The organism is Shewanella sp. FDAARGOS_354, assembly GCF_002209245.2.
Lineage (GTDB): Bacteria > Pseudomonadota > Gammaproteobacteria > Enterobacterales > Shewanellaceae > Shewanella > Shewanella xiamenensis.
In genome coordinates, this window is sequence record NZ_CP022089.2 from 3,318,223 (window position 1) to 3,343,776 (window position 25,554).

Genomic DNA, 25,554 nt, shown 5'->3' on the forward strand with positions numbered 1-25,554 from the left:
ATAAGCCTAGAGGATAGTATGAGCAAGGAATCAAAGATTGCGGATAACCCGTCAGCAAAAGATATTATTGAGCAGATGAATGCTTTTGATAGCTTTGAGAGTCTCTATCGCTTAATCCCATTTTCTAAAAAGCTATTCCCAAAATTGGATAGTGTTTTTTCAGATTTCTCAAAACTAAAAGAGCAAGCGAATATTCTCTTGGTGCCAGACCAATTCAATGAAACCTTCTCCTCGCATGGGTGGATCGCCTATGAAAGTATGAATTTTGATGTCATGAAAACTGCAATAGAATTACAGGCATCGGAAGGCTTGGAGCGTGCTGAAGAATATCTAGCCGATTCGTATGATGAAGAAACATTAAAGTGGGGAATATTACGATTTAATGGGAATCGTGATTTTAGAAAAAGAATAAGGCTTGCGGAATTGGCCAGTGAGGATTACTTGTGTGGTAGATATCATGCATGTGTTCCACTATTGCTTAGCTTGCTTGATGGTCTCGTAAATGATGTATCGAAGCATGTAGGTTTTTTTGCAGAGAACGTCGATCTAACGGCATGGGATTGCATTGCAGCTCATGAGTCAGGGCTCCAGACACTAGCTTCAATTCTCACTAAAGGCAGAAATAAAACTAATGAAGACCCTATATCTATCCCATATAGAAACGGGATACTTCATGGTCGAGAGTTAGCCTTTGATAACAAAGTAGTGGCAGCAAAGTGCTGGGCCGCTCTCTTTGCAGCGAGAGATTGGGCTGGAGCACTTGATGATGGGAAGAAGGAACCAAAACCAAAAGAGGAGGTGAGCTGGAAACAGCTATTTAAGCAAATCTCTGAAACAAACCTAATGAAAAAATCCATTGAAGAATGGAAGCCAAGAATACCTGAGAATATTCCATATCTGCCATTTGAAGGGGATATTTCCAGACTTCCTGAAAATACACCTGAACATGCAGTGGCTGCCTTTTTAGATCATTGGTGTAATAAGCGATTTGGCCCTATCGCTGATGCCCTTTTATACTTTACCGACACTCCTAAGGGTAAAAAAGCTGGTATGGCGCGTCAAGATTTTGGAAAGCATGTGCCGACTTCATTCAAAGTATTGAGTGTCGATGATCAAGCTGCAGCAGTTACTCATGTAATAGCAGAGCTGCGTTTTGAAATTGATGAGCAAACAAAATTTAAAGAAGTTTCGATACGTGCAATATATCAAGACTTAGAAAATAATCCTTCGGTCAGGTCTATACCGGGTGGTCACTGGAGAATAGTTCAAAATTCTTTCACTGACATTATATATGCGCCCAGCTTATAACAAGCGCCTGCAATCTGACCTCCGGCTACTGTCACCTTTTGTGCAAAACCCCACACAAAAGGCGCCAGTAGCCTCCGGCAGTTGAGGCGGGCGTTAGCCCATAGAAATTTTTATGCGAAATGCACCTGATACACCGACGACCTAAAACGTTTTTGTCCCAAAGTGAGTTGCGTATTGTCGAGCATGAATTAGTCGGCTTAATGAGGTGGTGCGATAGGCGCCATCTCTATCCCACGAAATAGCTGATAGCGGTCGATATCATCGTCTAAATATTGGATATTTTGCGTCCACTGCCATGCGCCTTGGGGCGATTTAGCTTCGAATAACAGTTGGATTAAGGCGGCGCGCGCATTCACGACTCCCTCGCCCAGCAAGGAATAATCGCCATTTTGTTGATATAAACTAAAGAGTTGCTGCTTTTCCTGCGAGACACCGTCGTAGTAGGTTAACAGCACTTGCTCGCCTTGCTCTCGAAACCACCATGTCTCGCTGTAGGGAGCGTGCGTACCGACACTTACGGAGAGGAGCAACTGGCGCTGATCATGGGAACAAAATCCATTGACCGTCACTTGTCTAGGGGTGTCACTTGCCTTAGCGGCATTGCCCTGCCACTGCCCCACCATTTGCGGGCAAAAGGCTTTAAAACTGACCTTAGCGGCTTGCGCAGGAAAGATAGCCAAGCAGCCCAAGGCGAGTATCAATACATTTTTGATCAATAGCTTGCCCAGTTTTTGCGGGATGATTAACGCCATATTCGAGTCCTATTTCAATCTCCCAATACATTAGCGTTAAAACACCTTAGCCACAAATACGCCATAACACTTTTCGCCATACCCAACATACCTTGCCATCAAAATGTGCTCAGTGGTTACAGTTACTTACATAAAAGTCACTCTTGCCACCGATAGACTCAGTTTGATTTCATGCTCAGTTTCTATACTTTGGGGATTAATAGCTAAAAATAACAATAACGCTCTGAATGATAAGGAGACATCTAGTGAAAAAGGCAGGCATCTTACTGCTTAGCTTACTCATGCCCTTCAGCACGGCATTTGCAGAAGCAAGCAAACCACTCTCAGTCGAATTACTTTGGCAACTCAAACGCATAGGTAGCCCAGTGGTATCCTCCACGGGCGAGCATATTATTGCGCCTGTGACTGAGTACGACCTTAAGGAAGACAAAGGTTCAACCCAACTGTGGCGCTTCGACGGTGAAGGTAAAAATAACCGTGCGATTACCGCCAAAGGCTTAAAAGTCAGCGAGCCGGTGTTTTCGCCAGATGGTAAAACCTTGGCTTTTATCAGCGAACGTAACGATGATGACGCGGGCCAAATTTACCTGTTACCTATGGATGGCCCAGGTGAAGCCAGCAAACTCACGGATATCCCCACCGGCGTCAATGGCATCAAGTGGGTTGGCAAGCATTTGTATTTTATCAGCAATATCTTCCCTGAGCAGAATTGGGAGCAAATGAAGGCCCAGCTTAAGACAGATAAAGATAATAAAGTCTCCGCCCGCCAGTGGAATGCGCTGCCCTATTCGCAGTTCGATCATTGGTTAGATGAGCGTCGTCAGGCCCATGTATTTAGGATCCCAGCCACAGGCGGCGCGGTTGAAGCCGTGACTCAGCCTTTAGGCCATGAACTGCCACGCTCAAGCCAAAGCAGCTCAAGTTATGATATTTCCCCCGATGAGAGCTTAATCGCCTTCAGCGCCTATGGTTCGGATAATCGGGTTGATCCTAAGTTAGATTTGTTCCTCGCCACCATCGGTAGCAGCAAGGCTGAAAACATCACTCCAGATAACCCAGCGCCGGATCTGAACCCAACATTTAGCCCTAACGGCAAAACCCTCGCCTTTACTCGCCAAAAAATCCCCGGATTTTATGCCGATACGGCAAGGCTAATGCTGCTGGATGTAAGCAGTCGCAAACTCACCACGCTCACCGCGGATTGGGATCGCTCAGTGTCTGACTTCAACTGGACACCCGACAGCAAGGGGTTCTATGCCAGCATTGATGATGCCGCCACTAACCGTATTTACCATATCGATGCCAAGAGCGGTAAGGCCAAGGCCATCACCCAAGCTACCGACTTTAGCCAACCTGCTATCGCTAAAGATGGCCAGTTGATTGCGACCAATCAAAGCTTTTTGTATCCAGCGCGTTTAGTCAGCATCAATCCTCGCAATGGTAAAACCGAGCGTTTAGAACAGTTTAACGACGATATTTTAAAGGATGTCGATTTAGGCACCTATGAGTCGGTCACCTACAAAGGTTACCAAGGCCAAGACATTCAAATGTGGGTGCACTATCCTCCCGGGTTCGACCGCAGCAAAAAGTATCCGCTGTTTATGTTAATCCACGGCGGCCCACACAACGCCATTAGCGATGGTTTCCATTACCGCTGGAATGCGCAAACCTTTGCCTCTTGGGGTTATGTCACCGCGTGGCCAAACTTCCACGGCTCTAGCGGCTTTGGACAAGAGTTTGCCGATGCCATTAACCCAGATTGGAAAAACAAATCCCTCGAAGACGTACTCAAAGCGGCAGACTGGTTTAAGCAACAAAGCTGGATCGATAGCGATCGTATGGTCGCCGGCGGCGCCAGTTATGGGGGCTACTTAACCTCGATTATTTTAGGCCAGCCACATCCCTTTAAGGCGCTGCTGATCCATGCCGCGGTGTACGACATGTACGCACAAATGTCGGCCGACTTTGCCGTCCACAGCACCCGCTTTGGTAACTACTGGGATAATCCTGAGCTGTATAAAGCGATTTCACCCCATTACTTTGCCGCCAACTTTAACACCCCAACCTTAGTCAGCCATGGTCAGCTCGATTACCGTGTGCCTGTCGGCCAAGGTTTTGAGCTATTCCGTACTCTACAAACCCGTAATGTTGAATCGCGGATGATTTATTTCCCCGATGAAAACCATTGGATTATGAAGCCTAACAACTCCATCTATTGGTATAACCAAGTGAAAGATTGGATGGCTCACTACGCCAAGCCCGGTGCGCAATAACATCTAGAACCTAGAACAGAAAAGCAAAAGGTCTGCACTATGCAGACCTTTTTATTGGGCGAAATAGACTAACGCCAGTGGTTATTGACCAAAACCCACCGCATTAATATCAACGGTTTGCACTTGGCCATACTTGGCCGCGATAGGCGCAATCTTGCTGGCGTTGCCGATCAGCACAAACTGTAAGTCCTTTTGCGGGAAGTAAGTTTTCACTAACCTTTGAGTCTCTTCTAAGGTTAAACCGTCCACTTTAGCTTGGAACTCGTTGATAAACTTATCATCGAAGCCGTACAGATACATGCCAGATAAGAGTCCTGCCAATTGGCCCGAGGTTTCGAACTTAGGCGGGAACTGACCTTTAACATAGGCTTTAGCCGAATCCAGAGTCGCTTGGTCGACGCCTTTTTCCCATAAACGAGCATAGGTTTTCAGGGCTAAATCAATCGCCTGTTGAGTGGTTTCCGTCTTAGTGAAGGTGCTAATGGTAAACACGCCCGAGTCGGTATAAGGACTAAAGCCGGAGCGCGCGCCATAGGTTAGCCCCGCATTCACCCGCAGCTCATCGTTCAGCCAAGAGGTAAAGCGACCACCTAAAATCGTGTTCACTACCGTTAGCCCCACATAGTCTGGGTTATCACGGCTAATGCCTAAACCGCCGATAACAAAGGTGGTTTCCATTGCATCTGGCTTATCCACCAGCAGCACTTTGGCCTCAGTTAACTTAGGCAAACCTTGGTTTAAGTCGGGCTGAACGAGTTTTTCGCTGCCTTTCCACTGGCCAAAAGTCTGAGTTAGCTTGGCCTTCATCGCCGCCACATCAAAATCCCCCACCACTGTTAATGCGGTATTGGCGGGTTGATAGTAGCTTTTATGGAAGGCGCGCAGCTGCGACACTGTGACTTGCTCAAGTGACTCACGATTACCCGATGAGGCATTACCGTAAGGATGAGCACCGAACACCAGTTTGTCGAAGTAACGACCAATCACGGCGCGCGGGCTTTCTTTATCCTGCTGTAAACCCGCAATGGCGCGCTGCTTAAGCTTGTCGAATTCTGCTGAATCAAAGTCTGGGCTTAATAGCGCGGCGCTGAATAGGCCAAGCATCACATCGGTATCTTTCGCCATAAAATCGGCGGCCAGATAGCTACCTTCTTTATCGGCTTCGGCCCCTAAGCTAGCGCCGAGAAAATCCACTTGTTGCTCAATCTCGGCCTTGGATTTACCCGCCGCGCCAAGGAGTAAACCTTGGGCGGTCATTTGGGCGATACCTGCTGTGGTGTCGTTTACCGCCCCTGCACGCACGACCGCGTTTAGGGTGATCAACGGCACTTCGCGCTGTGGCATTAAATACACTGTAAGGCCGTTATCTAGCACTAACTTGTCGTAACTTGGCATGGCAAAGCTGCCGGTATCGACGCGTTTGGATGCAGTGGTGGAGGCGCAGCCGGATAAGGCTAAGCTAGTGCCTAGGGCCAATGCGACCAATAACTTCGTCGGTTGCCAAGATGATTTGACAAAGGATGATTTTACAAAGGAGAGTTTCATTGCTATCGATTTCATTGAGAGTTCTCCTCGTTTGCCGCCAATACCGCGACCGTGCGATTCGATTTGCGTAAATAGGTTTGGGCAACACGTTGGATATCCGCAGGCGTTACCTTGTTATAGGCCTCTGGCGCATTAAATAACTTGTCGTAACTGCCAAAATACATTTCATAGGTGCCGATAGTGTTGGCCTTACCATTAATGGTTTCCATCGCGCGGTAAAAATCCATCAACTTGATATTTTTAACTTTATCTAGCTCTTGCTGGCTAACGCCATGGGTCGCAATGGCATCGATTTGTTCAATCAGCCCCCGCTCTAGCGTCGATGCTTTCACCTCTGGCGTAGCTACACCCATGACGTAAAAGAGATTGGGATCGACCGACATCGGCATATAGGTTTGCGCTTCTAAGGCCACTTGTTTATCCACCAGCGCTTGATATAAACGCGAGCTATTGCCTTGGCTTAAAATCGAACTTAATAAATCCAGCGCATAAAAATCTGCGTGAGTCGCTGCCGGAATATGGTAAGCCAGCATCACATTAGGCGTACTGACCGAGGCTTTTTGAACAAAGGTACGGCGCTCACCCTTTTGCTCAGGCTCCACGGTACGCACGGCCTTTGGCGGTGTTTGCGCAGGAATAGGCGCAAAGTACTTGTCGGCCAAGGCTTTAACTTGGGCAAGCTTCACATCACCCGCAATCACCACGACCGCATTGTTTGGCGCGTAATAGGTCTTATGGTATTGCACTAAATCTTCCAAGGTCCAAGCGGCGATATCCGATTCATGACCAATCACAGACCAAGAATAGGGATGCGCTAAAAAGGCCACGCCTTTAACTTCGCCTTCGAGGGTATTCCAGTTAGAGTTTTCAAGCCCAGTTGAACGCTCCGACTGCACTACGCCACGCTCGCTTTCCACCATTTCTGGATTGATATCCAAGTTGGCGATACGATCGGCCTCGAGGTCGAACATAGTTTCTAGCGCATTGGCTGGGAACCAGTCGGTGTAAACCGTCATATCCTCTGTGGTATAGGCATTGTTAGCCCCGCCCGCAGCTTCCATCGTACGGTCGAACATCTTAGGGCCATATTTTTTCGAGCCGTTAAACATCATATGCTCGAAAAAATGTGAGATACCAGTAATGCCCGGGACTTCGTTACGGGAACCGACTTTCCAAAATAGATACATGTTGGCATTGGGAATAGAAGAGTCCTCTAGCACCATGATTTTCATGCCGTTATCTAGCGTGAAACTCTTAATGTCTTCTGCCGTGGTGGCCTGAGCTTGGCTCAAGGGATTAAAGAGTCCCATCGCCAATACCAGCGCCGATAGCGTGCGCTTCATCTTGTTCGCTCCTTGCTGTAAAAATTCACATAAGAGGGCATATTGATTAACAAATCAAGGGCGAAAAGATCTTCCCGCCCAATTTTTTGTAAGCTCAAGTTATACCGAAAAGCTGACGGAATAAGGCTTAAGCGGTTTATTGCGCCTTAAGTGCCGTAAGCGCAACCTTAGTCATGGCCTCAACACCAACTTTTAACGCGCTTTCATCCACATAAAATGCTGGCGAATGGTTACTGGCCGCCGTTTCAGGATCGGTGCCCTTTGGCGTCACCCCGAGGAAGAAAAACATCCCAGGGGACTCTAAGGCATAGAAGGAAAAGTCCTCGGCACCTGTGATTAATCCAGGCTCAATCAGCATCTTATCGCCAACCACGCTGGCAAGCACGGGGCGCATACTGGCGACCAATTCGGGATTGTTCACCACCACGGGATAACCTTGATGGATTTCGGTTGTCGCGGTGGCGCCTAAGGTTTTTGCCGATAACTCGGCGATTTCGGCCAAGCGCACCTTAATATCGGCACGCATAGGCTGGTCAAAGGTGCGGATGGTGCCAATCAACTCGACTTCATCAGGAATAATATTCGAGCGAATGCCGCCATTGACCGCGCCAAAACTCACCACGGCAGGCGCTTTGGTAATATCCACCTGACGACTGACAATAGTTTGCACATTGGTAATAATTTGCGCCGCGGCCACAATAGGGTCGACACCATTCCACGGACGCGAGCCATGGGTTTGGCGACCTTTCACTTTGATCGTAAAGGAATCTTCACTCGCCATTGCTGGGCCGCTGCGCACCCCAATCATGCCGCTTGGCATACTCGAGGTCACATGCATCCCAAACACTTGGTCGGGTTTACGCTTGGCAAACAGCCCTTGTTTGAGCATTAATTCCGCGCCGCCCTCTTCGCCATCGGGCGCACCTTCTTCAGCAGGCTGGAAGATAAACATCACATCGCCGGCAAGGCTATCCTTCACTTTCACTAAGTTCTCGGCCACGCCCATCAGCATGGCCACATGGGTATCGTGGCCGCAGGCATGCATCACCCCTACGGTTTGACCGCGATAGGTATCTGTCGCTTTAGAGGCAAAGGGCACATCGACGACTTCGGTCACGGGCAAGGCATCCATATCAGCGCGGATCGCAATCAAAGGGCCGGGCTTACCGCCCTTTAACTTTTCGCCTTTCAAGATAGCAACAACCCCGGTATGGGCGATGCCCGTTTGTACTTCTAATCCGAGGGATTTCAGATGCTTTTCGATAATTTTGCTGGTGCGAAACTCGCGATTAGATAGCTCTGGATGCTGGTGTAAATCTCGGCGCCAGTCGAGCACCTTTTGCTCCACACCCGCCGCCAGCTTAGCCGCATCGGGCTGCGCCGCATAGGCAGAACTTAAGCCTACACCCATTAAACTCAAAGTGACGATGGAAGCCAGTAAGCTCTTGGCCAATTTTGATGTACTCACACCGAATGAACTCACATAAGGTGCAAAGGATGTGGCGACAGAAGATGTTGATAAAGCGCGCGATACCGAGGATACAGTCATAGCGATAACCTATTGTTGTTTTTATAAGCTATCTAAACTACACGGACATTGAGAAATTGTTAATAGATTTAATAGCAAGGCTTGTAACGAAGAATTAATGTGGGATAAACACATCATTTATGGCCGATGACAATCCACACTTGGACGCATAAAAAAGGGCCTCCGTTAGAAGGCCCAAAGACAAGGTACTACTTAAAGGTGAAGTTTACTTATTAACATTCCATTTTTGACGTGATGCGGCCATCAAGCCAAGCATCAGGACAGCAAGCCAGCCCAAGCTACCGCCATCGCTCTCTTTAGTCTCTTCAACAGGTGGTGTTGGAGGTGTTGGTGGCGTTGGCTCCACACCATCAGAGTTCACGACTAAGTTGAAGCTCGTTTGCACCATGTCATTTTGATAAACCTTATCAAAGGCTTTCACTGTGACAGTGGTTGTACCGTGCCAATCTTTTTCGGGAGTGATGGTGACTTGGTTACCATTAACAACTGAGGTGATATGCGCGCCTGTGACTTGGATACCATTAGCGGTATTTTCTTTGTCTTGCACTAGCACCTCAAAACTGATGCTGGTGTTTTCAGCAACAGACATATTGCCGAGTGCACCTATCGCAAGGTTTGAAGGTACTTTGAGGCTTCCGCTAGAGGTCACACTACTGCTGCCAGTGTAATCACTTTTAGCAATAATCTGCAGATCTTGACCTACCGCTTTAGCACCAACACGGGCTGAGAATGATAGTTCGATTGCTGTCGCTTCAGGCCCAGTGTAGTTAGCACAGACCACTAAGCCTTCTGCAATTTTCTTATCCAGATCGTTAAAGGCAAAGCCATCACCGATATAACCATACGCAGGGCCAAAGGTGCCACGTGGTCCATAGTAACCATGTAAACCAATTGAGCCTAAATGCGCTTTGTTACCGGTTAATTTGTCATAGGCAAAAATAAACTCATGTTCACCAGGGGCAAAATTAAGCTGAGTTGAGGCTAATAGCTCAAAACTGTAACGGGCATCGTAATCAGGATCATGGTTAATACCAAAGGCAAAATCCTGACGCATATTATCCCATTCAACAATCAGATAACGTCGGTCATTGGTAACAGCAAGCGATACGCCGTCCATGCTTTCGGTATCCAAATTATATTCAGGGATGGTAACACCATCTCCACGCCATAACGGAGCAATCACAGTATCGGGGAAATATTGCTCTTCCATTGGATAGTGAGCAGCCCAAAACAGTGGCAGTTGATCGAGCTGAATAAATCCACCAGGAGAAATACTTAAGGTATCTTTGTGTGAATACTCCTCTGGATTGTTATACAGCGGGATACGATCAATACCAAATGCGCTTAATGGCACAGTTACCGTATCATTCACCCGACCAGCAATTGCCGCTTCAGACGCGATTCCAGCCTCGGTAAATAAATCCAAATAATAAGGATTTGAACCGATGGGAATTCGACAGCTCTCGTCGGTCTCGCTGGTGGTAAAGGTGTATTGACGTTTTTGCGCATTACTCGCTTGTTGCATCGCTTTCAGAGTAATTTGCTGCGCAGCAACAGTGAGACCAGCTTTAAGATCTTGGTTATTGCTGTTCGCTTTTAGCGTGTCAGGCAATAATTGCAAACCTTCAGGCAGTGTTAAGGCAATATTCACATCGCGCTCTAATCCGAGTAGGTTTGGTGCCATCAGCATCTTAACCTCAACAACATCGCCTTCTTTGGCTTGTTGTTGGCTGGTCGTGATACTGACATCATTGCCCTCATGTACTAAATGCACGGCCATTTTGCCAATGTTGCCAACGTTTTGCGCACCATTACCGACTTCAACCAAGCCGTATAAGCGATCACCCGCTTTACTGCCTGTGACAGACCAGTTCATTTGCAATTGGTAAGGATCGATACCATTGGTACTTGCTGGCCCTGTTACATTCAGTTGCTTAGTATCAGTGTCGGAGATAATCGCCAGACTCGCTTTAATGCTGTCTTTGGTATCAATCTCGTCTCCCCATGGGCGCTTAAAGTTACCTAACATCACCCAGTAACGGCCTGGCGTTGGATCATTGATCGCGCAATAGTCGGTAACATCGGTATAGGAGTAACAAATCGCCTCGTCATACCATTCCACTTTGCCGTTGCTATTCAAGTCCATACCAATATCTAAAGACGTTGATGCGGCATTATCTGCAGAGACTTCTTCCCATACGATGCGGCGAGTGCCTTCTGGTACGTCAAAGAAATGCACCGAAACACCCGGATTATTTTCCATTGTTTCAGGCTTTGTAAAGTCAACATAGGCGGCATTAAGTTTGTGCTCTGTGACTGTACCTGCGGTTAAGCCACTCACTTTGACATTCAGCGCGCTGATTTCTTTGGTCATTAACTCTGGTGTCAACATAGTGCCAGTATCGCGGTGGATTTTTCCTGCGACAATTTCAGGCAAGCTAGAGCCAGTAAAACGTGCCATTACGGGCAAGTATTGATCTGGCAAACTGGCATCCGTCGGTTTCAGGTCAATTTTACCAAACACTTCGTTTGAGGAAGAGTTAGCGTTGACAGAGGTTACATCGAGGATTTTCGCCGTTACCATAATACTTTGCTGCTCACCCGCTTTTAACTTAATCGTTTGCGGATAAACACTTAGCTCAAGGAAAGGCGCGCCTTCTGTGGTAATTTCGGTCGCACTCACGTTCCACTCACCGTCTGTCGTGGCAGTAAAGGTACGCATCCAAGTGCAGCTACTTTTACATTCCGCATTGACTAAATAAGGCACGTTTAACGCGGTCACATCGCCACCTTCCATGGGGTTGGCTGCGCGATAATTGTCACCGTTTTCATCCATCACCAGACCCGCTTTTACCGCTCTGGCTACGTTAATCACTCCGCTACCCATATCGTAGAAAGCTGCATCCACTAATTTTGGCGGATTATCGTAGGTTGGAGCTTTACCTAACACGGCGGTGGTCATCAGTGCCGACTGGATCATCGCAGGCGTCCATTGTGGGTGCGCTTGGGTTAATAACGCTAAAGCGCCCGCCACATGTGGACCTGCCATAGAAGTACCACTAATGGCTTCATAATCACTCGGTGAGGGATACAAGCTAAAAGGCATTTCGTCAGAATAAGCAGCAAACACGTCCACCCCGGGGGCTGACACGTTTGGCACCATTACATTGGGGTTAGTGCTACTTGGACCACGGGAGGAGAAGTCAGCTAACACATCGGCTTCGCGCTCAGTGGTGATAATCTTACCCGCAGTGATGGTGACTTTAGGCTCTGTGGTGTTGGCAATCCATTCAACAAGCTGATTGCCTGATGCCGCGTCGATGTGCATTCCAGGGATAGGGAAAGGGTTTAAATTTAGGCTATTCGCGCCAGTACCATCGTCCCAAGATACGGCGTTATATAAAATAATCCCACCTGCACCGCCCGCAGCAACGTTAACACCTTTCTGTACGCGAGCATTTTCACCGCGCTTACATAACACGATATCATCGCTATTGAATGTGCCAGCTGGGAAAGGAGCCAAGCACAGTGGATCACTATAGGTTGCGGCATCAACTAAACGGCCAGTGATATCTCCCGTTACGGCATAACCTGCCATTTTATTAGGTGCGTTTTCACCTGCAAAAGTGAGCGAGCCTTCAACAGGTTCAATTTGGCGACCATGGGTACTGGCAGCAACGGATGTTAACCAAGGCGAGACATGGTCGATATAGCCTGGGCCATAGCGTCCCCAGTTACCCGCCGAAGCAGCAACAGAGATCCCCGATTCACGCGCAGCTAAAAACGCCATTTCAACGGCATCGTACCAAGGCAGACTTTCAAGTCCACCGATAGAGAAGTTAATTACATCGACGCCGTCGATAATGGCATCTTCAATAGCAGCGACTAATGCATCGCCAGGACAACCACCGTAGTTTTCGCCATACGAACCACCACCGGGATAACACACTTGGTAGGCAATAATGTTGGCTCTTGGGGCAACGCCTGAAATTTCGGGGAAGACTAAAGAGGTATCAAAACCATCTGATTTTTCATCAGTTCCACTCAGTTTAAAGGGCACATTGTAGAGCACGTTACCCGCAACAGTACTGGCAGTATGTGAACCATGGCCGTTGTAATCTTCACCATTGGGTGGGCGTTTATAATCCACTTCCCACGGTGGCAGATCGGGTTGGAAAATCGGATCTTTATAGGTATCGGTAATCATATCGTAAGAACGTACACCGATAAGCTTACTGTTACACATCAAAGGATATTCTTGGCAGTCGCCCAGATAATTGCCTTCGCCTAATGGGTTGACGTGCTTATAACCGTCTGCCGAAACTGCGGCAAAAGAGGGGTGATCTGAGTTAATCCCAGTGTCGATAATACCGGCAATAATGCCCTCACCACGCATCGCAACGCCGTCGGGAGTGCTCGTGCCCTGCCAAATCATATCAGCGCCAATATGCTTAGGGCCGACATCGGTGAATAATTGATATTCCTTCGCCCGAGTCACCGCTTTAACATTGGGCAACTTAGCCACTTCAGCGGCTTGCTCCTGAGTTAACACCATGGTCATACCGTTTAGTGCCACATTAAAGCGACGCTTTATTTCAGCATCTGGTGCAACACGCTTGATTTGGCTAGCGGTTTCATCCTGAGAGCGCGTTAAAAAAGCTTGGTAGTTTTTAACGGTTTTGCTCTTTAAATCGATTGTCCCAAAACGCTCATTAGAACGTATTGCGGGCTGATTGCTACGAGGCGACGTGGCGGCAAACTCAGGTCTATCACCCTGATAAAGTGAAACAGGAGCATCCATTAATTGAATAATATAGGTATGCGTTCCATCAATGTCCTTTTCCCATGCAAATGGCGCCTTATTGCTACTCCCATTTACAGCGCGATGGACGTTCATACCAATTTGACCCGGTCTATTAGCGCGATTCAAAGCCGGATGGGTTGGTTTATTTTTATTGGCTAATATTTGTTCGGGTGCCAGCTTGATACCAATAAGTTTTTGCTCGGCTTGGTTCCTATCTAAAGGATTGGCAACTAACGTCCCTATTCCGGTCGCATATAGCGCCGCAAAGGTCATTATGCTGATCTTCTTCAATTTCATTACTCATTCCTTGTTAGATTTATGTTGCAAATTTGTTATTTGCAGAATGAATAGTTACCGTCAGCAATACTTTAAAGCCAATGCATTTTACGTATCAGTTGATGACAAAAAACTATACGAGAACAGCGCCAAATAATTAAAAAATCAAAACAAACACTTACTCATAATTGTTAATTATTCACATGAAGATAAAGATACAAATTGTCACCAACGTCTACTTGTCGATACTGAGCCACAAGGGTATGTTGCACACATGTTGTAATTACTTGACAAATAACTTGTGATTGAGTTTAAGCATCTTAAAAATTTCCAGATTTTAGCCAAAGAGCGTAATTTTCAAAAAGCTGCCCAAAAATTAAATCTTGCTCAACCTTCATTAAGCCGAAGCATTCAACGACTCGAACATATACTGGGTACAGAGCTGTTGCTGAGGGGAAATCAATCAACTTCTTTAACCCCTGCTGGGGAGCTCGTTCTCAGCCATAGTCAGCATATTTTGCAAAACGTCGAAGCCCTTCGAAAAGAATTACACTATATGCAGGGTAAGAGCAGTGGCTATTTATCAATAGGTGCAAGCCCTGTACCGGCAAATACCATTCTAGGGCCGATTCTCGGACGTTTTTTTGAGCAATACCCAGACATTCATATCGATCTCGAAGTTGGTACCTGGCAACAACAACTGGAAAAATTGCTACGCGGAGAACTCACACTATTAATTACTGATGTTGAAGGTGAGATTATTGGCCACGAAAGCTCGATACAATCCTTTAATTTACCTTCTTTTGAAGCGGTTTTTTGTACCAGAGCTGGACATCCGTTGACGTATTTAGATCGCTTAACCCTAGAAGATATTCGTAAATATCCACTCGCCATACCCAAAAACTTACCTTATGGCGTCAGTGAACAATTTGGCGATCTGTTTAATAAATATCGCAATGACTTTTCGGGATTATTACATTACGATTCTTTCCCACCGATAAAAGGCGCCCTATTACACTCTCAAATTGTCGCATTAACACCACAAATCACCTTATTTGATGATGATATTAAGCATGCGGTACGAGTAATAACCCCCATCGATATGCCTAAACTAAACGTATTTTTTAGTGTGGTAATGCTTAAAAACCAAATCAGTGCTCCCGCAAAACGCCTTTTAAGTTTGCTACTTTAAGTGATGTTTGGATTTACTACGGAAGATATAGCGCACTGACATTAAAATGAGTATTAAAATGAGCATTAAAAACAAGATAACACTCGATTAAGCTATAGATAATTTTTAGCCATACATTCTGTCAAATATAGTTTATTAACCTTGGCATTTATTACGAATGCTGAATTAGTTACGCCCCGTTAAATGATCAGACAACGACGAATAGATATCCTTACCGGACAAGATTGGGACAGAAGCGTGATAGACCCCTAGCTCTAACTCGTCAGTTTCGGATTAAAATTTCTATGGAGATAACGTCTAATTGCGTGCCGCGTAGCTGTCCCACAATAATTATTTGTTAGGTTTGTAATTGTTTGAGCATATTTAAAGTTGACTCACTAAATATGCCATCTTCAAGTTGCGTTGTTGTTAGACTGAAATATCGCAACACATCGTAATATGTTTCTCTAATTTGATGAATCAATTCTTTTAATTCATCAGGTGTTATTGCATTGCTTTTGAACACAGAATTCTCGGAGTGCGACAAATCAGAATGAGCAATCGTTTTACTACGAATATCTAATATTTTTTTGACTAGATTGGCGTGAGGTTTCAACTGGGCTTCAATAGTTTTAACTAATTCAGCGTGACCAAATAATCTTAAATTTTCTTTGAGAGAAGCGATACTTGATGAACGTGAATCAGAATCAAATACTCTTCCAAAAGCTAAATACATTGTTATTCCATGGGCTTCATATGATGCATGTAAAAAGTGATTAAATCGTTGTGATGCAAACTGATCTTTAAACTGTATCCTATTCTGAGAATACCCAAGTTCCCACCATATTTCATAGTGCCGCATAGATTCATCTATAGATATTTTTAGATTATTAAGTATTTTTAAAGTTTGATTATTCATGGCATCAAAAAAACTAACGCCCGCATTTGCGGCTGGTTTGGAGCACAGCGGAAAGCCAGTCCGACAACATGCGCTTGTTAAGATACATTGGCACGCCCTGCCTCGTCTAATTTCTTTAAGGCAAACTCACCCCTTTCAGATACAGCGTGTGAGCTATCTAAAGCCAAAACAAAATAAGTCGGCCACCCATTTTAAATCAAAAATAAATCTAGCCACCCAATATAAATCAACAACATAATGTACTTTACGTTTGTCTACAACTTGTAAGATCTAAAAATTGCCTAAATGAGAGTGCAAAAGTCACAGGGGCAGTATCTGAGGCAATAAATTGAGTTAATTCTTTCAAAAATAGAGTGTTTTAGACGAGGTAAGTTATCCCATCGTGTTTTTGGGATGCAAGGTAAGCATTGCTTTCGAAGTAATATAAGCAGTTATCAGTTACTGTGAAAATGCTGACAACTTGCAGCAAAGTGCCGTCGTCGCTTTTCGAGATGTTCGCAGTAATCGGTCAGTTCTTGCAAGGTTCCCACAGGACCGTAAAATAGCTTGCCAAACTCGGTTGTCAGCTTAAGCCAATTATCATGGGGGATATTTAATCTGTTCAGTATCTTACCGCTACTTTCACTGATGCTTCCACGTTTATCGTTGCGAATAATTCGGCCTGTATCATCCACCAATTGAAGGTAATCGGTTAAGGAAAACGCAATGCCATTGGGTTGGTTGTCGCACTCGTTACCAATAAATGGCAGGAGATTGCTCGGCTGCTCACCTTTTAATGCGGCCCGAATACGTAGTTGGATACTGGTATGGTCGGATTGTTCTAGTGTATCAGCAAGTTGCGCTCGAATCGGATTCAAATCAACATAGGCCATACAGGCTAATACCGCAGCTTCATCGAGTAGGGCTTGCGATTTAAAACGACCTTCCCAGAAACGACCTGTACAGTTATCCTCTTGATTTGCTTGTCTTGCAATTGGTTCGTTGAGGCAGCGCATAAACCATGAAATATCACACAAACGACTACGATAAAGGGCGATTGAATGCTTTAATCTGCTCACCTCATGCGCTTCAACCAACTCACCTTTTGCGAACTTTTGCGTTAACGCATCGCCTTTAAACAACTTATGCCACTGCTCAAGCACTTCGCGGTCAGTCCAGTGATTTGCCGTCTCGATATCGACTCGTAGCACCAGATGCAGATGATTCGACATCACCGCAAAGGCCGCCACATCAATAGCAAAAACGGCTTCAAGTTCAAACAGTAGCGATTCTACCCAAGCGCGGCGATGGTCATAGTTTTTACCCGAGTAACTATCATCGCCACATAAAAAAGCCCGCCGAACAACTCGGCTACAGCAATGGTAATAAGGCGTGTCTTCAAGGCTTATCTGGGTTCTACGAGGGCGCGGCATACAAACCTCCTTGTTTAATGCTTAACCAAAGCATAGTCGGAGATTAACTACCGCGCGATTCGCGCGATTAAGGTTGGGTGTCCGATTGTCTGCGTGCCTGCGTCTCCGATTGCCTGGTGGGTGAAAGACACCATCGAACTCAGTCAATACAACCAAATCGGTGCGACAGTGCATAAGCAATTACCCAAGGATGCGCTTGTTATTATTGGGCTTACCATAGATCCTGAACTCGAGTCAGAGCTCGAAATCATGGTGATTGCCACGGGAATTGGATTAGAGCAGACAGCAAAACCAGACCCTGTGCAGATTGTTGATGATAGCTATATCAATGTGCATGATTTTATTAAGCGTCCAGCCTTACCTTTACCCGAACCAGCACAATCGAAGTTTGATTTAGACAAGTTGCAAATCCCAACTTATCTGCGACAGCAAAAGCCTCCAACGCATTAGTGGGCTTGGTGCAAAAACACCACGTCTTTATCTATCACTTCGAGCCGCCAGCCGTAATGCTCGGCGAGCCATTGAAAGGTGGCTTCGGAGTAAAAGTTAATATGAGTGGGATCATTTTTATAATGCCAAGCGCTAAATGCCGTGGGATTAAGCACTCGCTTGGTCATCACGGCCAAAATGCCTTGAGGTTTGATCATCCCCTTCAACAGAGTCAGCAAAGCATCGGCATCACTCACATGCTCAACAACTTCGGTCAGGGTAATAAAATCGTATTGCCGAGTCAGTAACTCGGGGTGGTTAGCGTAATAAAGATCGTAGTTCTCGACCCGATAACCCCGCGCTTTGGCCATCAGACTTAAGACTTTGCCTTCACCACAACCAAAATCGAGCCCTAACGCTGATGGAGTAAAGCGGGTCAACAAAGGAGCGAGAGTTCTATCTAAAAACTGCTGATAACCGAGGTCCTGAGGGTGATTTTCGTGCTTGTCATATTCGGCTTTTTCAGCTTCAGAGCTTAGATAAAACTCGGCGGGGACACTCACCAAAGCACAGCGCTGGCATTGTTGGTAACAACGACGTTTATCTTGATGATAAGCCACTAAATCGGTGCTATGGCACAGCGGACAGGTATTCAACAGCAGTTCCTAAAAAGTCGTAAGGCAAACGGCAGAGATTGCCTTTAAATAGATCGCGATTAACAGCTAAGGTTTAGGGATTTTACGCTCTTTGGCCGCAGCTTCCTTGGCTTCTTGCAGATATTTTTGCTCACGGCTTTCCCTTTCATCAAATTGCTTTTGCGCCTTGAGCTTTTGTTGCACTTCCCAATCCTGCGGATTGGTTTGCTGTTTTATTGTTTCTTCCCGTGCTGAGGTTGTTTTGGCTGCTTGGCGCGCCTTTTCAAGTTGCAGTTGTTCAATCCGCTCAGAGTCGATACGCGCCTTATCAGCCCTTTGCTCCAAGGTTAACCGAGGTTTGGGTTGTTCAGCAGCATGCGCCGCGGGCAACACTGCGGCGAGACACATACCTAAAACGATAGTTTTGACTAGTCTTTGCATCCTACACCTTCTCTAGAGTCCTTAATTCACAAATGGCCAGGCCAAACTGAGCCTGCATGGCAAAACATAGCATAAAACATTATTTTGCCGTGATGAGTTAGCATGATTTTCGCTGAAGTAAATCAAATGAACCTATCTTAAACTGTTATTTTTTAATTTATATTTGAGCAAAACATCGATTCGGTTTATTTTTAACCCCATATGAATGATGTACGATTTGATATAAACAAAAACTAAGGGAAAGGATGTGACCTTAATCTGTGTCACCGAGGGAGTATCCTAATGATTCGATGGCAGCACTTGCTAAATAAACTCACAACAGATGATCCGCTGTTGCAAGAGAAACTCTCTATTTGGCGAGCCCATCCCCATAAAACACCCCTCGCGCTGATCCAAGGCTTTAGTTTTATTAGCGCAAACAGTGCCACCTTAGACTACTTTGGTACTGAATATGACACCTTTGTCAATGCCACACCTTATGATTTTTCCCCTAGAATTCAATCATCTGGGCGTAACAGTGTTGAATTTGCGCGGGAGATGATCCTTGAAGCCGTCTCGGGGGTTAATGTCGAATTCAGTTGGCTCCACCTTAATCATCAAGGGAATGAACTGCCCACCCGAGTAAACCTCTATCGTTGTTATTTACAGCAACAACCTGTTGTACTGGTCGAGTTACAAGCATTAAACCGTAGAACTCAAGTCAGGCCAGCCATTGCCGATGGTTTTGCCCATATCCCGAAAGAAATCCTCTCGACGACCTTGGAAGAAAGTGCCGAGGCCGTTTATATCACCGACACCGACAATAAGGTATTGGCGGTCAATAAGGCGATGTGTCGTATTTGTGGCTATAGCGCGGAACAATTAATCAATAAAACGCCCGATTTTTTAGAAGCCAACCCGCTTAATCTCAGTGAACAAAGCGAGTGTTTGCAGGCCTTAAAACAGCGCGGGTTTTGGCAGGGTGAAGCCTTAAAACAACGCTCAGATGGCAGCACGTTTCCCGCATGGCAGAGTAGTCGGCGCATCGCTGCGGATGGCATTCAATATCATGTGAATATCTTTAGTGATATCAGCACCAAAAAGCTGCTCGAGACACAACTTACCACCCGCGCCATGTATGATACGTTAACGGGGTTGCCAAATCGTTTTCATCTTAAACAGATACTGAATGGCGCACTTGAGAAATTAAAAGACGATCCTCTCGCCCTCGGCGCACTGATGTTTTTAGACCTCAACGGCTTTAAAAATATCAATGACAGCTTTGGCCATTCAATGGGCGATAGAGTATTACAACTCGTTGCCGCCCGTTTAGAAGCGGGTTGTATCGAAAAAGCGGATATTGCCCGTATGGGTGGGGATGAATTTACCTTAGTGCTACAAGATTGTAGTTGTAAGGAAGAAATACAAGAGTTCGCAGAGCAAATTTTAAGTTTATTCGACAGTCCGTTCGAAATCGAAGGGCAAAAGTTTTTCCTCGGTACCAGTATTGGTATCGCGCTGTTTCCTACACACGGTGATCAGGCTGGCCAACTGATTAGTTTGGCCGACACCGCCATGTATTGCGCAAAGAAGAACCAGCCTCATTTAGTGTTTTATGATAAAGCGATGAGCCAAGCCGCTGAGCTTAAATTAAAACTCATCAATAATCTCAGGCATGCCCACAGTTTAAAGCAGTTTAAACTCGCCTATCAGGCCATTGTGGATTTGCACACCAACACCCCCATTGGTGCAGAGGCACTACTGCGCTGGCAAAAGTCTCCCAGCGAGCATTATGAGGCAGCTGAGTTTGTGCCTTTATTGGAGGAAACGGGGCTCATTGTCAGCATAGGACAATGGGTACTCGAACAAGCCTGCAAGCAAGCATCACTATGGCGCGCACAATATCAGCCCGATTTTAAGATTTCGGTTAACGTCTCTCCGCTGCAATTAGAGCATGTAGACTTTGTCGGCCAAGTCGTCAGTGCGCTGGAAATGGTCGCCCTACCCGCTGAAGCCTTAATTTTAGAAATCACCGAATCTGCACTGCTACGCCAACCAGAACAGGCTCGCTATACGCTAGAACGTATTAAAGCCTTAGGTGTAGGCATTGCCATTGATGACTTTGGTACTGGCCTTTCTTCTTTAAGCCGCTTAGGTACCTTGCCCATTGATAGTGTCAAGATTGATGCTGAGTTTGTTCTACGTTTGAATGATGTATCAGGCCAAAAACTCTGCCATGCCATTGTGCAATTAGCACAGGCGCTCAACATTCACTTTGTGGCGGAAGGCATTGAGACACAACAGCAAAAAGACATTATTACCCATATGGGACAAGGCTTTGCCCAAGGCTTTTTATTTGGTTATCCAAGTTATGTTGAGCAGTTTACTCAGTCCTATTTAGCCGAGAAATACATTGCTTAAATAGAGACAATTAAAGGCGCTTAAACACAGTGACTGATTGTTTATTAAGATAATATAGATTGGCTATCGATAGGCTCGATAGCCCTGCCAGCACACCATAAAATATGGAATCACTCCCCTGCAAAGCAATTGGCTGGCAAAGCTATCTCATCATTTGCTGTGCAAATGAATCGTCACTATTAAACCTTGTTTTACGTTACGTTAGCGTGATCTGAATAAGATTTTAACTATTTTAATTCGTACAGAGTCTCAAAAATGCAAAAAATGAAAATCACTTGCCGCAATTCTAAAAAGTGAAATTAATCATAGCGCAACCTCACCTCTGCGGGCATCGCCTGCAATCGCATCGCAACCATAGCATCAAAGGCGACCAATAACGGGTTCACATCTAAACCCTCATCAAGCGCTTTTAACATGTAAGCACACGCCTCCAAGGTTGAGAGACTATCGCTGCGGCTTGATTTGCGGATCTTGTATCTTGACGTATAGCCTTCGGCCAAATGCACTGCCGGAAATTGTGTTAACCATGGATTTAATTGCAAGATTTTAAAGGCTTTTCTCCAGGTACCATCGATTAATAGCAACACACAATCAGCGCATATAGACTGACTTTCAACACTCGCGCTCTGCTCAGAGGGATATACAAGATAAACAGGGCGCTGACATCGGCTTAATTGCTCCCGCAGCGAGGCAAAATCCGCTTCAGACTCACCCACATATACTTGAGTATTGGGTATCACTAGGCTTAACACCCTAACACTATTCTTTTTATGTTCGACTTCAGAGGGGTGCTGTAATACCAACAGCTGCGTCTGCGGTTTTATCTGCTGTACATGGGAGCATAAGCACGCATTGATTGGATAACAGCAAGTAGGGCAATAATGGCGGCTCAAAGCGCGTTCTCGATAAACAATTTCTAGCAGTATAGCAGCTTGAATTATCAAGAATCACATCCAGTTTACTGGTTGAATCTAAAGCATTATTGACAATAAATTAACAAAGTGTATCTTCCGCTAACAGGACGCAACGACTGATAAAAGTCTCCACTACTGCCGGAAACCACTCTCAGTCAGCATAACAAAAGGAAATGCAATGCTTATTAAAAGACTTAACCTCGCCCTTCTATTTGCTCTTGCCAGCTCAACAACCTTCGCCGCAACAGATAATATTTATCAGCACGATGCAAGCTTAGATTACGTTAGCTCAACGGAAGAATTCAGTGAGGGTACTTGGAATGCGGGTTACCGCTATTACTTTACCGCGGTGAGCCAAGAGACGACTCCCTATGCACTTAGCGGATTTTTAGCGCAAACATCTAATATTGGTGCCAAATATGCTGGTTTTGAGGGCGACTTAGATGCTTATGGAATGAACGGCCAATACGTGTTTACCTCCAAATGGTTTGTAGGTGCGAATTACCAAAATCTAGGCACAGACTTATTTGACAGTGATACTTATGGTGTCTCAGTAGGTTATTACTTCAATTCAACTTCAAGCGTTTACTTGGGTTATACCAAGAGCGAGAAAGACTATGATATTGGCTTCGATGACAGAGCGAGTGCAGACCTTGATACCTTGAGCCTCGGTGTTCGAAGTTTTCTTCCATTACAAAGCACCGCAGGCGTAGATTTAACCGCACAACTCTATTTTGGCCAATCGGAGTTCACGGTAAAGAATACCCCTAACGGCGATGTCAGGGACAGCGATGAAACCACAGCGCTTATGTTGTCAGCAGATTGGTATCTCACACGATCTTGGTCTGTAGGCGCCAATTATAGCGTCCAAGAAGAAACCGACCCTTACGGTATCAACACAACATATCATTGGCGTATTAGCGATTCATTTAGTGCCATCGCCCGCGCCTCAAAATCCTTCGAGCCCGATGAAGATGGCGTTAGTTTAAGCTTGGGAATTAACGGTCGCTTCTAAAAAAATGCCCGTAGCTATGGTCAAATAAGCTACGGGCAAAGGGTGTTTCTTTAATTAGCCGTTTAGGGCGTATTAATGCTCTGCGGCTAATTGCTCTTGGTGCCAGTGGTCGAATCGGCTTAACGCCATCATTGACAGTAAGCCGATAGAGAAAAATCCCATCACTAACGCCACCGCATAGGGTGCAGTCAGGCTTGTTTGCTGAACTAGGCCTGCGATCACTGATGCGCCACTCATTTGGATAAAACCTAACATTGCCGTTGCCGTTCCCGCTCGCTCGCCAAAGGCAGAAAGCGCCATACTGGTTGCTGGGCCTAACAAGAATGCAAAACCAATACACAACAACATCATAGGCAACATAAAGGCAAAAGCAGCAGCCATTCCTACACTCGGGCCAAAGGCTTGCGCTGTGACAATTAATATCGCCGAGAGCACCAGCAGTGCTAATGCGAAGATCGCGGTGGGACGATTACCTAATTTACGGATCACTACTGGCGCAACAAAACAAGCGGCAATATTGACCAATGCATTCAATCCAAATAACCCACTAAAGGCCAGCTCGGATACCCCTAAATGGCCAATAAGCCACACGGGTGAGTAGGACACATAACTTAAAATCGCCGCCATAGCTGACATACAAGCAAAGGCATAGAACAGGAAATGGGTATTGCTCAGTACGGGTTTATAACGGCTCCAACGGTACAAAGGTCCAGTACTCACGGTATTGGCTGGGCGAGTTTCCGGTAAACGGTAGCCCACCAATAGCATCATCAAAATCGCGTACAAGGTCATAAATACAAAGGTTGATCGCCAGCCAAACTGCATGGCCAATAGACCCCCTAAGGTTGGCGCCAGAGCAGGGATCACGCAAATAGCCCCATTTAAGTAACTGTAAATCTTGGCGCCTTCTTTTGGTGAGTAACAATCGCGCACTGCACTAAAGACCACAATGGAGGTCGAACAGGCAGCCAAACCTTGTAATACCCGGGCAATTTGTAACCAATGGAATTCAATCGCGGCGGCCGCAAGCAAACTGCTGGCGCCATATAACAACACGCCAAAGAGTGCCACAGGGCGACGACCATAACGGTCTGCTAATGGGCCAATCAATATCTGCCCAACGCCCATAGCAAATAAAAATAATACCAGTGTCGACTGCACTTCGCTGGCAGATACGGCGAACTCTGCCGCCATGGTGGGCATAGAAGGTAAGTAAATATCAATTGCCAATGGGCTGAGTAGCACCAAAGACATCAAAATAGGTAACAGATTGCGCCGCATAACATGTATCTCGGTTTAACAGTAAAAGGTATTTCAGTGGGCGGTAGTTTAAATAACTCAAGGTATGAACAGAAATGGTATAATTTCCAAAGTGAATTTCCTTTGAGGAATATCTATGAATCTCGACAACTTAGCCAGAATCGACCTCAACCTACTGGTGATATTGAAGGTTTTGCTCGAAGAGCAAAGTGTCACCCGCGCAGCGAGCCGATTACACATTAGCCAGTCGGCATTGAGCAAGAGCTTGAATCGCCTGCGAGAAACGTTAGATGATCCCCTATTCCAACGTACTGCCCATGGCCTAAAACCCACAGCACATGCGCTCAATATTGGACAAAAGCTGCCGAATATTCTGCAGGACTTATATCAACTGACTCAGCCACCGACGTTTACTCCAGCCAGCAGTAATAGGCAGTTTTCCTTTGCCATGGTCGAAAGTGCCTACGAAACCTTGATCCCCTATTTTATAGGTCCACTATTAAATAGTGCGCCCAATATCAAGCTCGATTCCTATGTCTGGACCGAAAAATCTATGCATGACTTGCAGCAAGGGCAAATTGACTTTGGGATTTCAGGACGGGATCTACACCCACTCTCAGATTCACACACTGACCGACTACCAGAAGGCATTGCCTGCCAAACCCTGTTTACCGATAGACAGGTATGTTTGGTGCGCCAAGCTCATCCCTTGATGGCCGCTCTCACCTCGCCCCAATGGGATTTATCCTTGTACTTAGAGATGGCGCATGTGCAAGTGCGCTGTGAAGGGAGTGATTGGTGGGCGCTGGATTATTTTCTGGCAGACCTAGGGCACAGGCGCAAAATTAGCACCACAGTACCAGATTTTTATGGCGCGGCGAGTGTTTGCGCCCACAGTGATTTGATTTTTACCTTACCTTCTAGCTTTGCCCTACATGCCTGTAAACTCTATCCATTAAAGCTGTTGCCTTTACCCTTTGAGTTTATGCCAATGGCCTATGTGTTACTGTGGCATCAACGTAATGATGAAGATCAAGGCCATAAATGGATGCGCGACACTATCTGCCAAAGTGTCGAAAAGCTGATGCTGCCGCAGGGTTAATGGAGT

Annotated in this window: 18 protein-coding genes; 7 read left to right on the top strand and 11 right to left on the bottom strand. The window is 45.9% G+C overall.

Translation table 11 applies throughout. The features are described 5' to 3' along the window. Positions 1–18 precede the first annotated feature (18 nt). On the top strand, positions 19–1,308 hold the full coding sequence (locus CEQ32_RS14865; RefSeq protein WP_088586306.1) for a hypothetical protein: 1,290 nt from the start codon (positions 19–21) through the stop codon (positions 1,306–1,308). A gap of 197 nt (positions 1,309–1,505) precedes the next feature. On the opposite strand, the gene CEQ32_RS14870 is transcribed toward CEQ32_RS14865, so the two are convergent. Next, positions 1,506–2,060, bottom strand: a complete 555-nt coding sequence (locus CEQ32_RS14870) for a hypothetical protein (protein WP_088586307.1) — start codon at positions 2,058–2,060, stop codon at positions 1,506–1,508. 245 nt (positions 2,061–2,305) lie between these two features. On the opposite strand from CEQ32_RS14870, the gene CEQ32_RS14875 reads away from it, so the two are divergent. Beyond that, positions 2,306–4,333, top strand: a complete 2,028-nt coding sequence (locus CEQ32_RS14875) for an alpha/beta hydrolase family protein (RefSeq protein WP_088586308.1) — start codon at positions 2,306–2,308, stop codon at positions 4,331–4,333. Positions 4,334–4,414: 81 nt separating this feature from the next. On the opposite strand, the gene CEQ32_RS14880 is transcribed toward CEQ32_RS14875, so the two are convergent. From CEQ32_RS14880 to CEQ32_RS23290, 4 genes are all read right to left on the bottom strand, one after another. Continuing rightward, positions 4,415–5,878 (bottom strand): M16 family metallopeptidase, encoded by a 1,464-nt coding sequence (locus tag CEQ32_RS14880; RefSeq protein ID WP_413776997.1) that lies wholly within the window; start codon positions 5,876–5,878, stop codon positions 4,415–4,417. A gap of 11 nt (positions 5,879–5,889) precedes the next feature. After that, a complete protein-coding gene (locus tag CEQ32_RS14885; RefSeq protein ID WP_088586310.1) occupies positions 5,890–7,221 on the bottom strand; it encodes a M16 family metallopeptidase in 1,332 nt (443 codons plus the stop codon). A gap of 136 nt (positions 7,222–7,357) precedes the next feature. Next, the gene (locus CEQ32_RS14890; protein WP_088586311.1) at positions 7,358–8,770 is read right to left on the bottom strand and encodes an amidohydrolase; all 1,413 of its coding nucleotides are present in this window, start codon (positions 8,768–8,770) and stop codon (positions 7,358–7,360) included. 205 nt (positions 8,771–8,975) lie between these two features. Beyond that, positions 8,976–13,871 (bottom strand): S8 family serine peptidase, encoded by a 4,896-nt coding sequence (locus tag CEQ32_RS23290; protein ID WP_088586312.1) that lies wholly within the window; start codon positions 13,869–13,871, stop codon positions 8,976–8,978. Positions 13,872–14,151: 280 nt separating this feature from the next. On the opposite strand from CEQ32_RS23290, the gene CEQ32_RS14900 reads away from it, so the two are divergent. Beyond that, on the top strand, positions 14,152–15,042 hold the full coding sequence (locus tag CEQ32_RS14900) for a LysR family transcriptional regulator (RefSeq protein WP_050991407.1): 891 nt from the start codon (positions 14,152–14,154) through the stop codon (positions 15,040–15,042). Between the two features lie 337 nt (positions 15,043–15,379). On the opposite strand, the gene CEQ32_RS14905 is transcribed toward CEQ32_RS14900, so the two are convergent. After that, positions 15,380–15,940, bottom strand: a complete 561-nt coding sequence (locus CEQ32_RS14905) for a hypothetical protein (RefSeq protein ID WP_146128721.1) — start codon at positions 15,938–15,940, stop codon at positions 15,380–15,382. A 434-nt stretch (positions 15,941–16,374) separates the two neighbouring features. Beyond that, on the bottom strand, positions 16,375–17,352 hold the full coding sequence (locus tag CEQ32_RS14910; protein ID WP_055647308.1) for a hypothetical protein: 978 nt from the start codon (positions 17,350–17,352) through the stop codon (positions 16,375–16,377). A gap of 93 nt (positions 17,353–17,445) precedes the next feature. Between CEQ32_RS14910 and CEQ32_RS14915 the strand changes: the two genes are divergently transcribed. Continuing rightward, on the top strand, positions 17,446–17,802 hold the full coding sequence (locus CEQ32_RS14915) for a hypothetical protein (protein WP_226871830.1): 357 nt from the start codon (positions 17,446–17,448) through the stop codon (positions 17,800–17,802). On the opposite strand, the gene CEQ32_RS14920 is transcribed toward CEQ32_RS14915, so the two are convergent. Both CEQ32_RS14920 and CEQ32_RS14925 read right to left on the bottom strand, forming a co-directional pair. After that, positions 17,799–18,437 carry a class I SAM-dependent methyltransferase gene (locus CEQ32_RS14920; protein WP_088586314.1) on the bottom strand — a complete coding sequence of 213 codons (639 nt, stop codon included), beginning with the start codon at positions 18,435–18,437 and terminating at the stop codon, positions 17,799–17,801. The two genes, CEQ32_RS14915 and CEQ32_RS14920, sit on opposite strands and share 4 nt — an antisense overlap. A gap of 66 nt (positions 18,438–18,503) precedes the next feature. Continuing rightward, positions 18,504–18,857, bottom strand: a complete 354-nt coding sequence (locus CEQ32_RS14925; RefSeq protein WP_037426688.1) for a hypothetical protein — start codon at positions 18,855–18,857, stop codon at positions 18,504–18,506. A 282-nt stretch (positions 18,858–19,139) separates the two neighbouring features. Here CEQ32_RS14925 and pdgA point away from each other — a divergent pair, with 282 nt between their 5' ends. Then, entirely contained in the window at positions 19,140–21,257 is a 2,118-nt protein-coding gene (gene pdgA / locus CEQ32_RS14930) for a diguanylate cyclase PdgA (RefSeq protein ID WP_088586315.1), read from the top strand. 299 nt (positions 21,258–21,556) lie between these two features. Here pdgA and CEQ32_RS14935 read toward each other — a convergent pair whose 3' ends face one another. Next, the gene (locus CEQ32_RS14935) at positions 21,557–22,150 is read right to left on the bottom strand and encodes a tRNA-uridine aminocarboxypropyltransferase (protein WP_037423561.1); all 594 of its coding nucleotides are present in this window, start codon (positions 22,148–22,150) and stop codon (positions 21,557–21,559) included. Between the two features lie 199 nt (positions 22,151–22,349). Between CEQ32_RS14935 and CEQ32_RS14940 the strand changes: the two genes are divergently transcribed. Then, the gene (locus CEQ32_RS14940; protein WP_088586316.1) at positions 22,350–23,186 is read left to right on the top strand and encodes a putative porin; all 837 of its coding nucleotides are present in this window, start codon (positions 22,350–22,352) and stop codon (positions 23,184–23,186) included. 72 nt (positions 23,187–23,258) lie between these two features. On the opposite strand, the gene CEQ32_RS14945 is transcribed toward CEQ32_RS14940, so the two are convergent. Continuing rightward, positions 23,259–24,467, bottom strand: a complete 1,209-nt coding sequence (locus CEQ32_RS14945; protein WP_037423563.1) for a multidrug effflux MFS transporter — start codon at positions 24,465–24,467, stop codon at positions 23,259–23,261. Between the two features lie 115 nt (positions 24,468–24,582). Between CEQ32_RS14945 and CEQ32_RS14950 the strand changes: the two genes are divergently transcribed. Further along, the gene (locus CEQ32_RS14950) at positions 24,583–25,548 is read left to right on the top strand and encodes a LysR family transcriptional regulator (RefSeq protein WP_037426682.1); all 966 of its coding nucleotides are present in this window, start codon (positions 24,583–24,585) and stop codon (positions 25,546–25,548) included. Positions 25,549–25,554 lie beyond the last annotated feature (6 nt).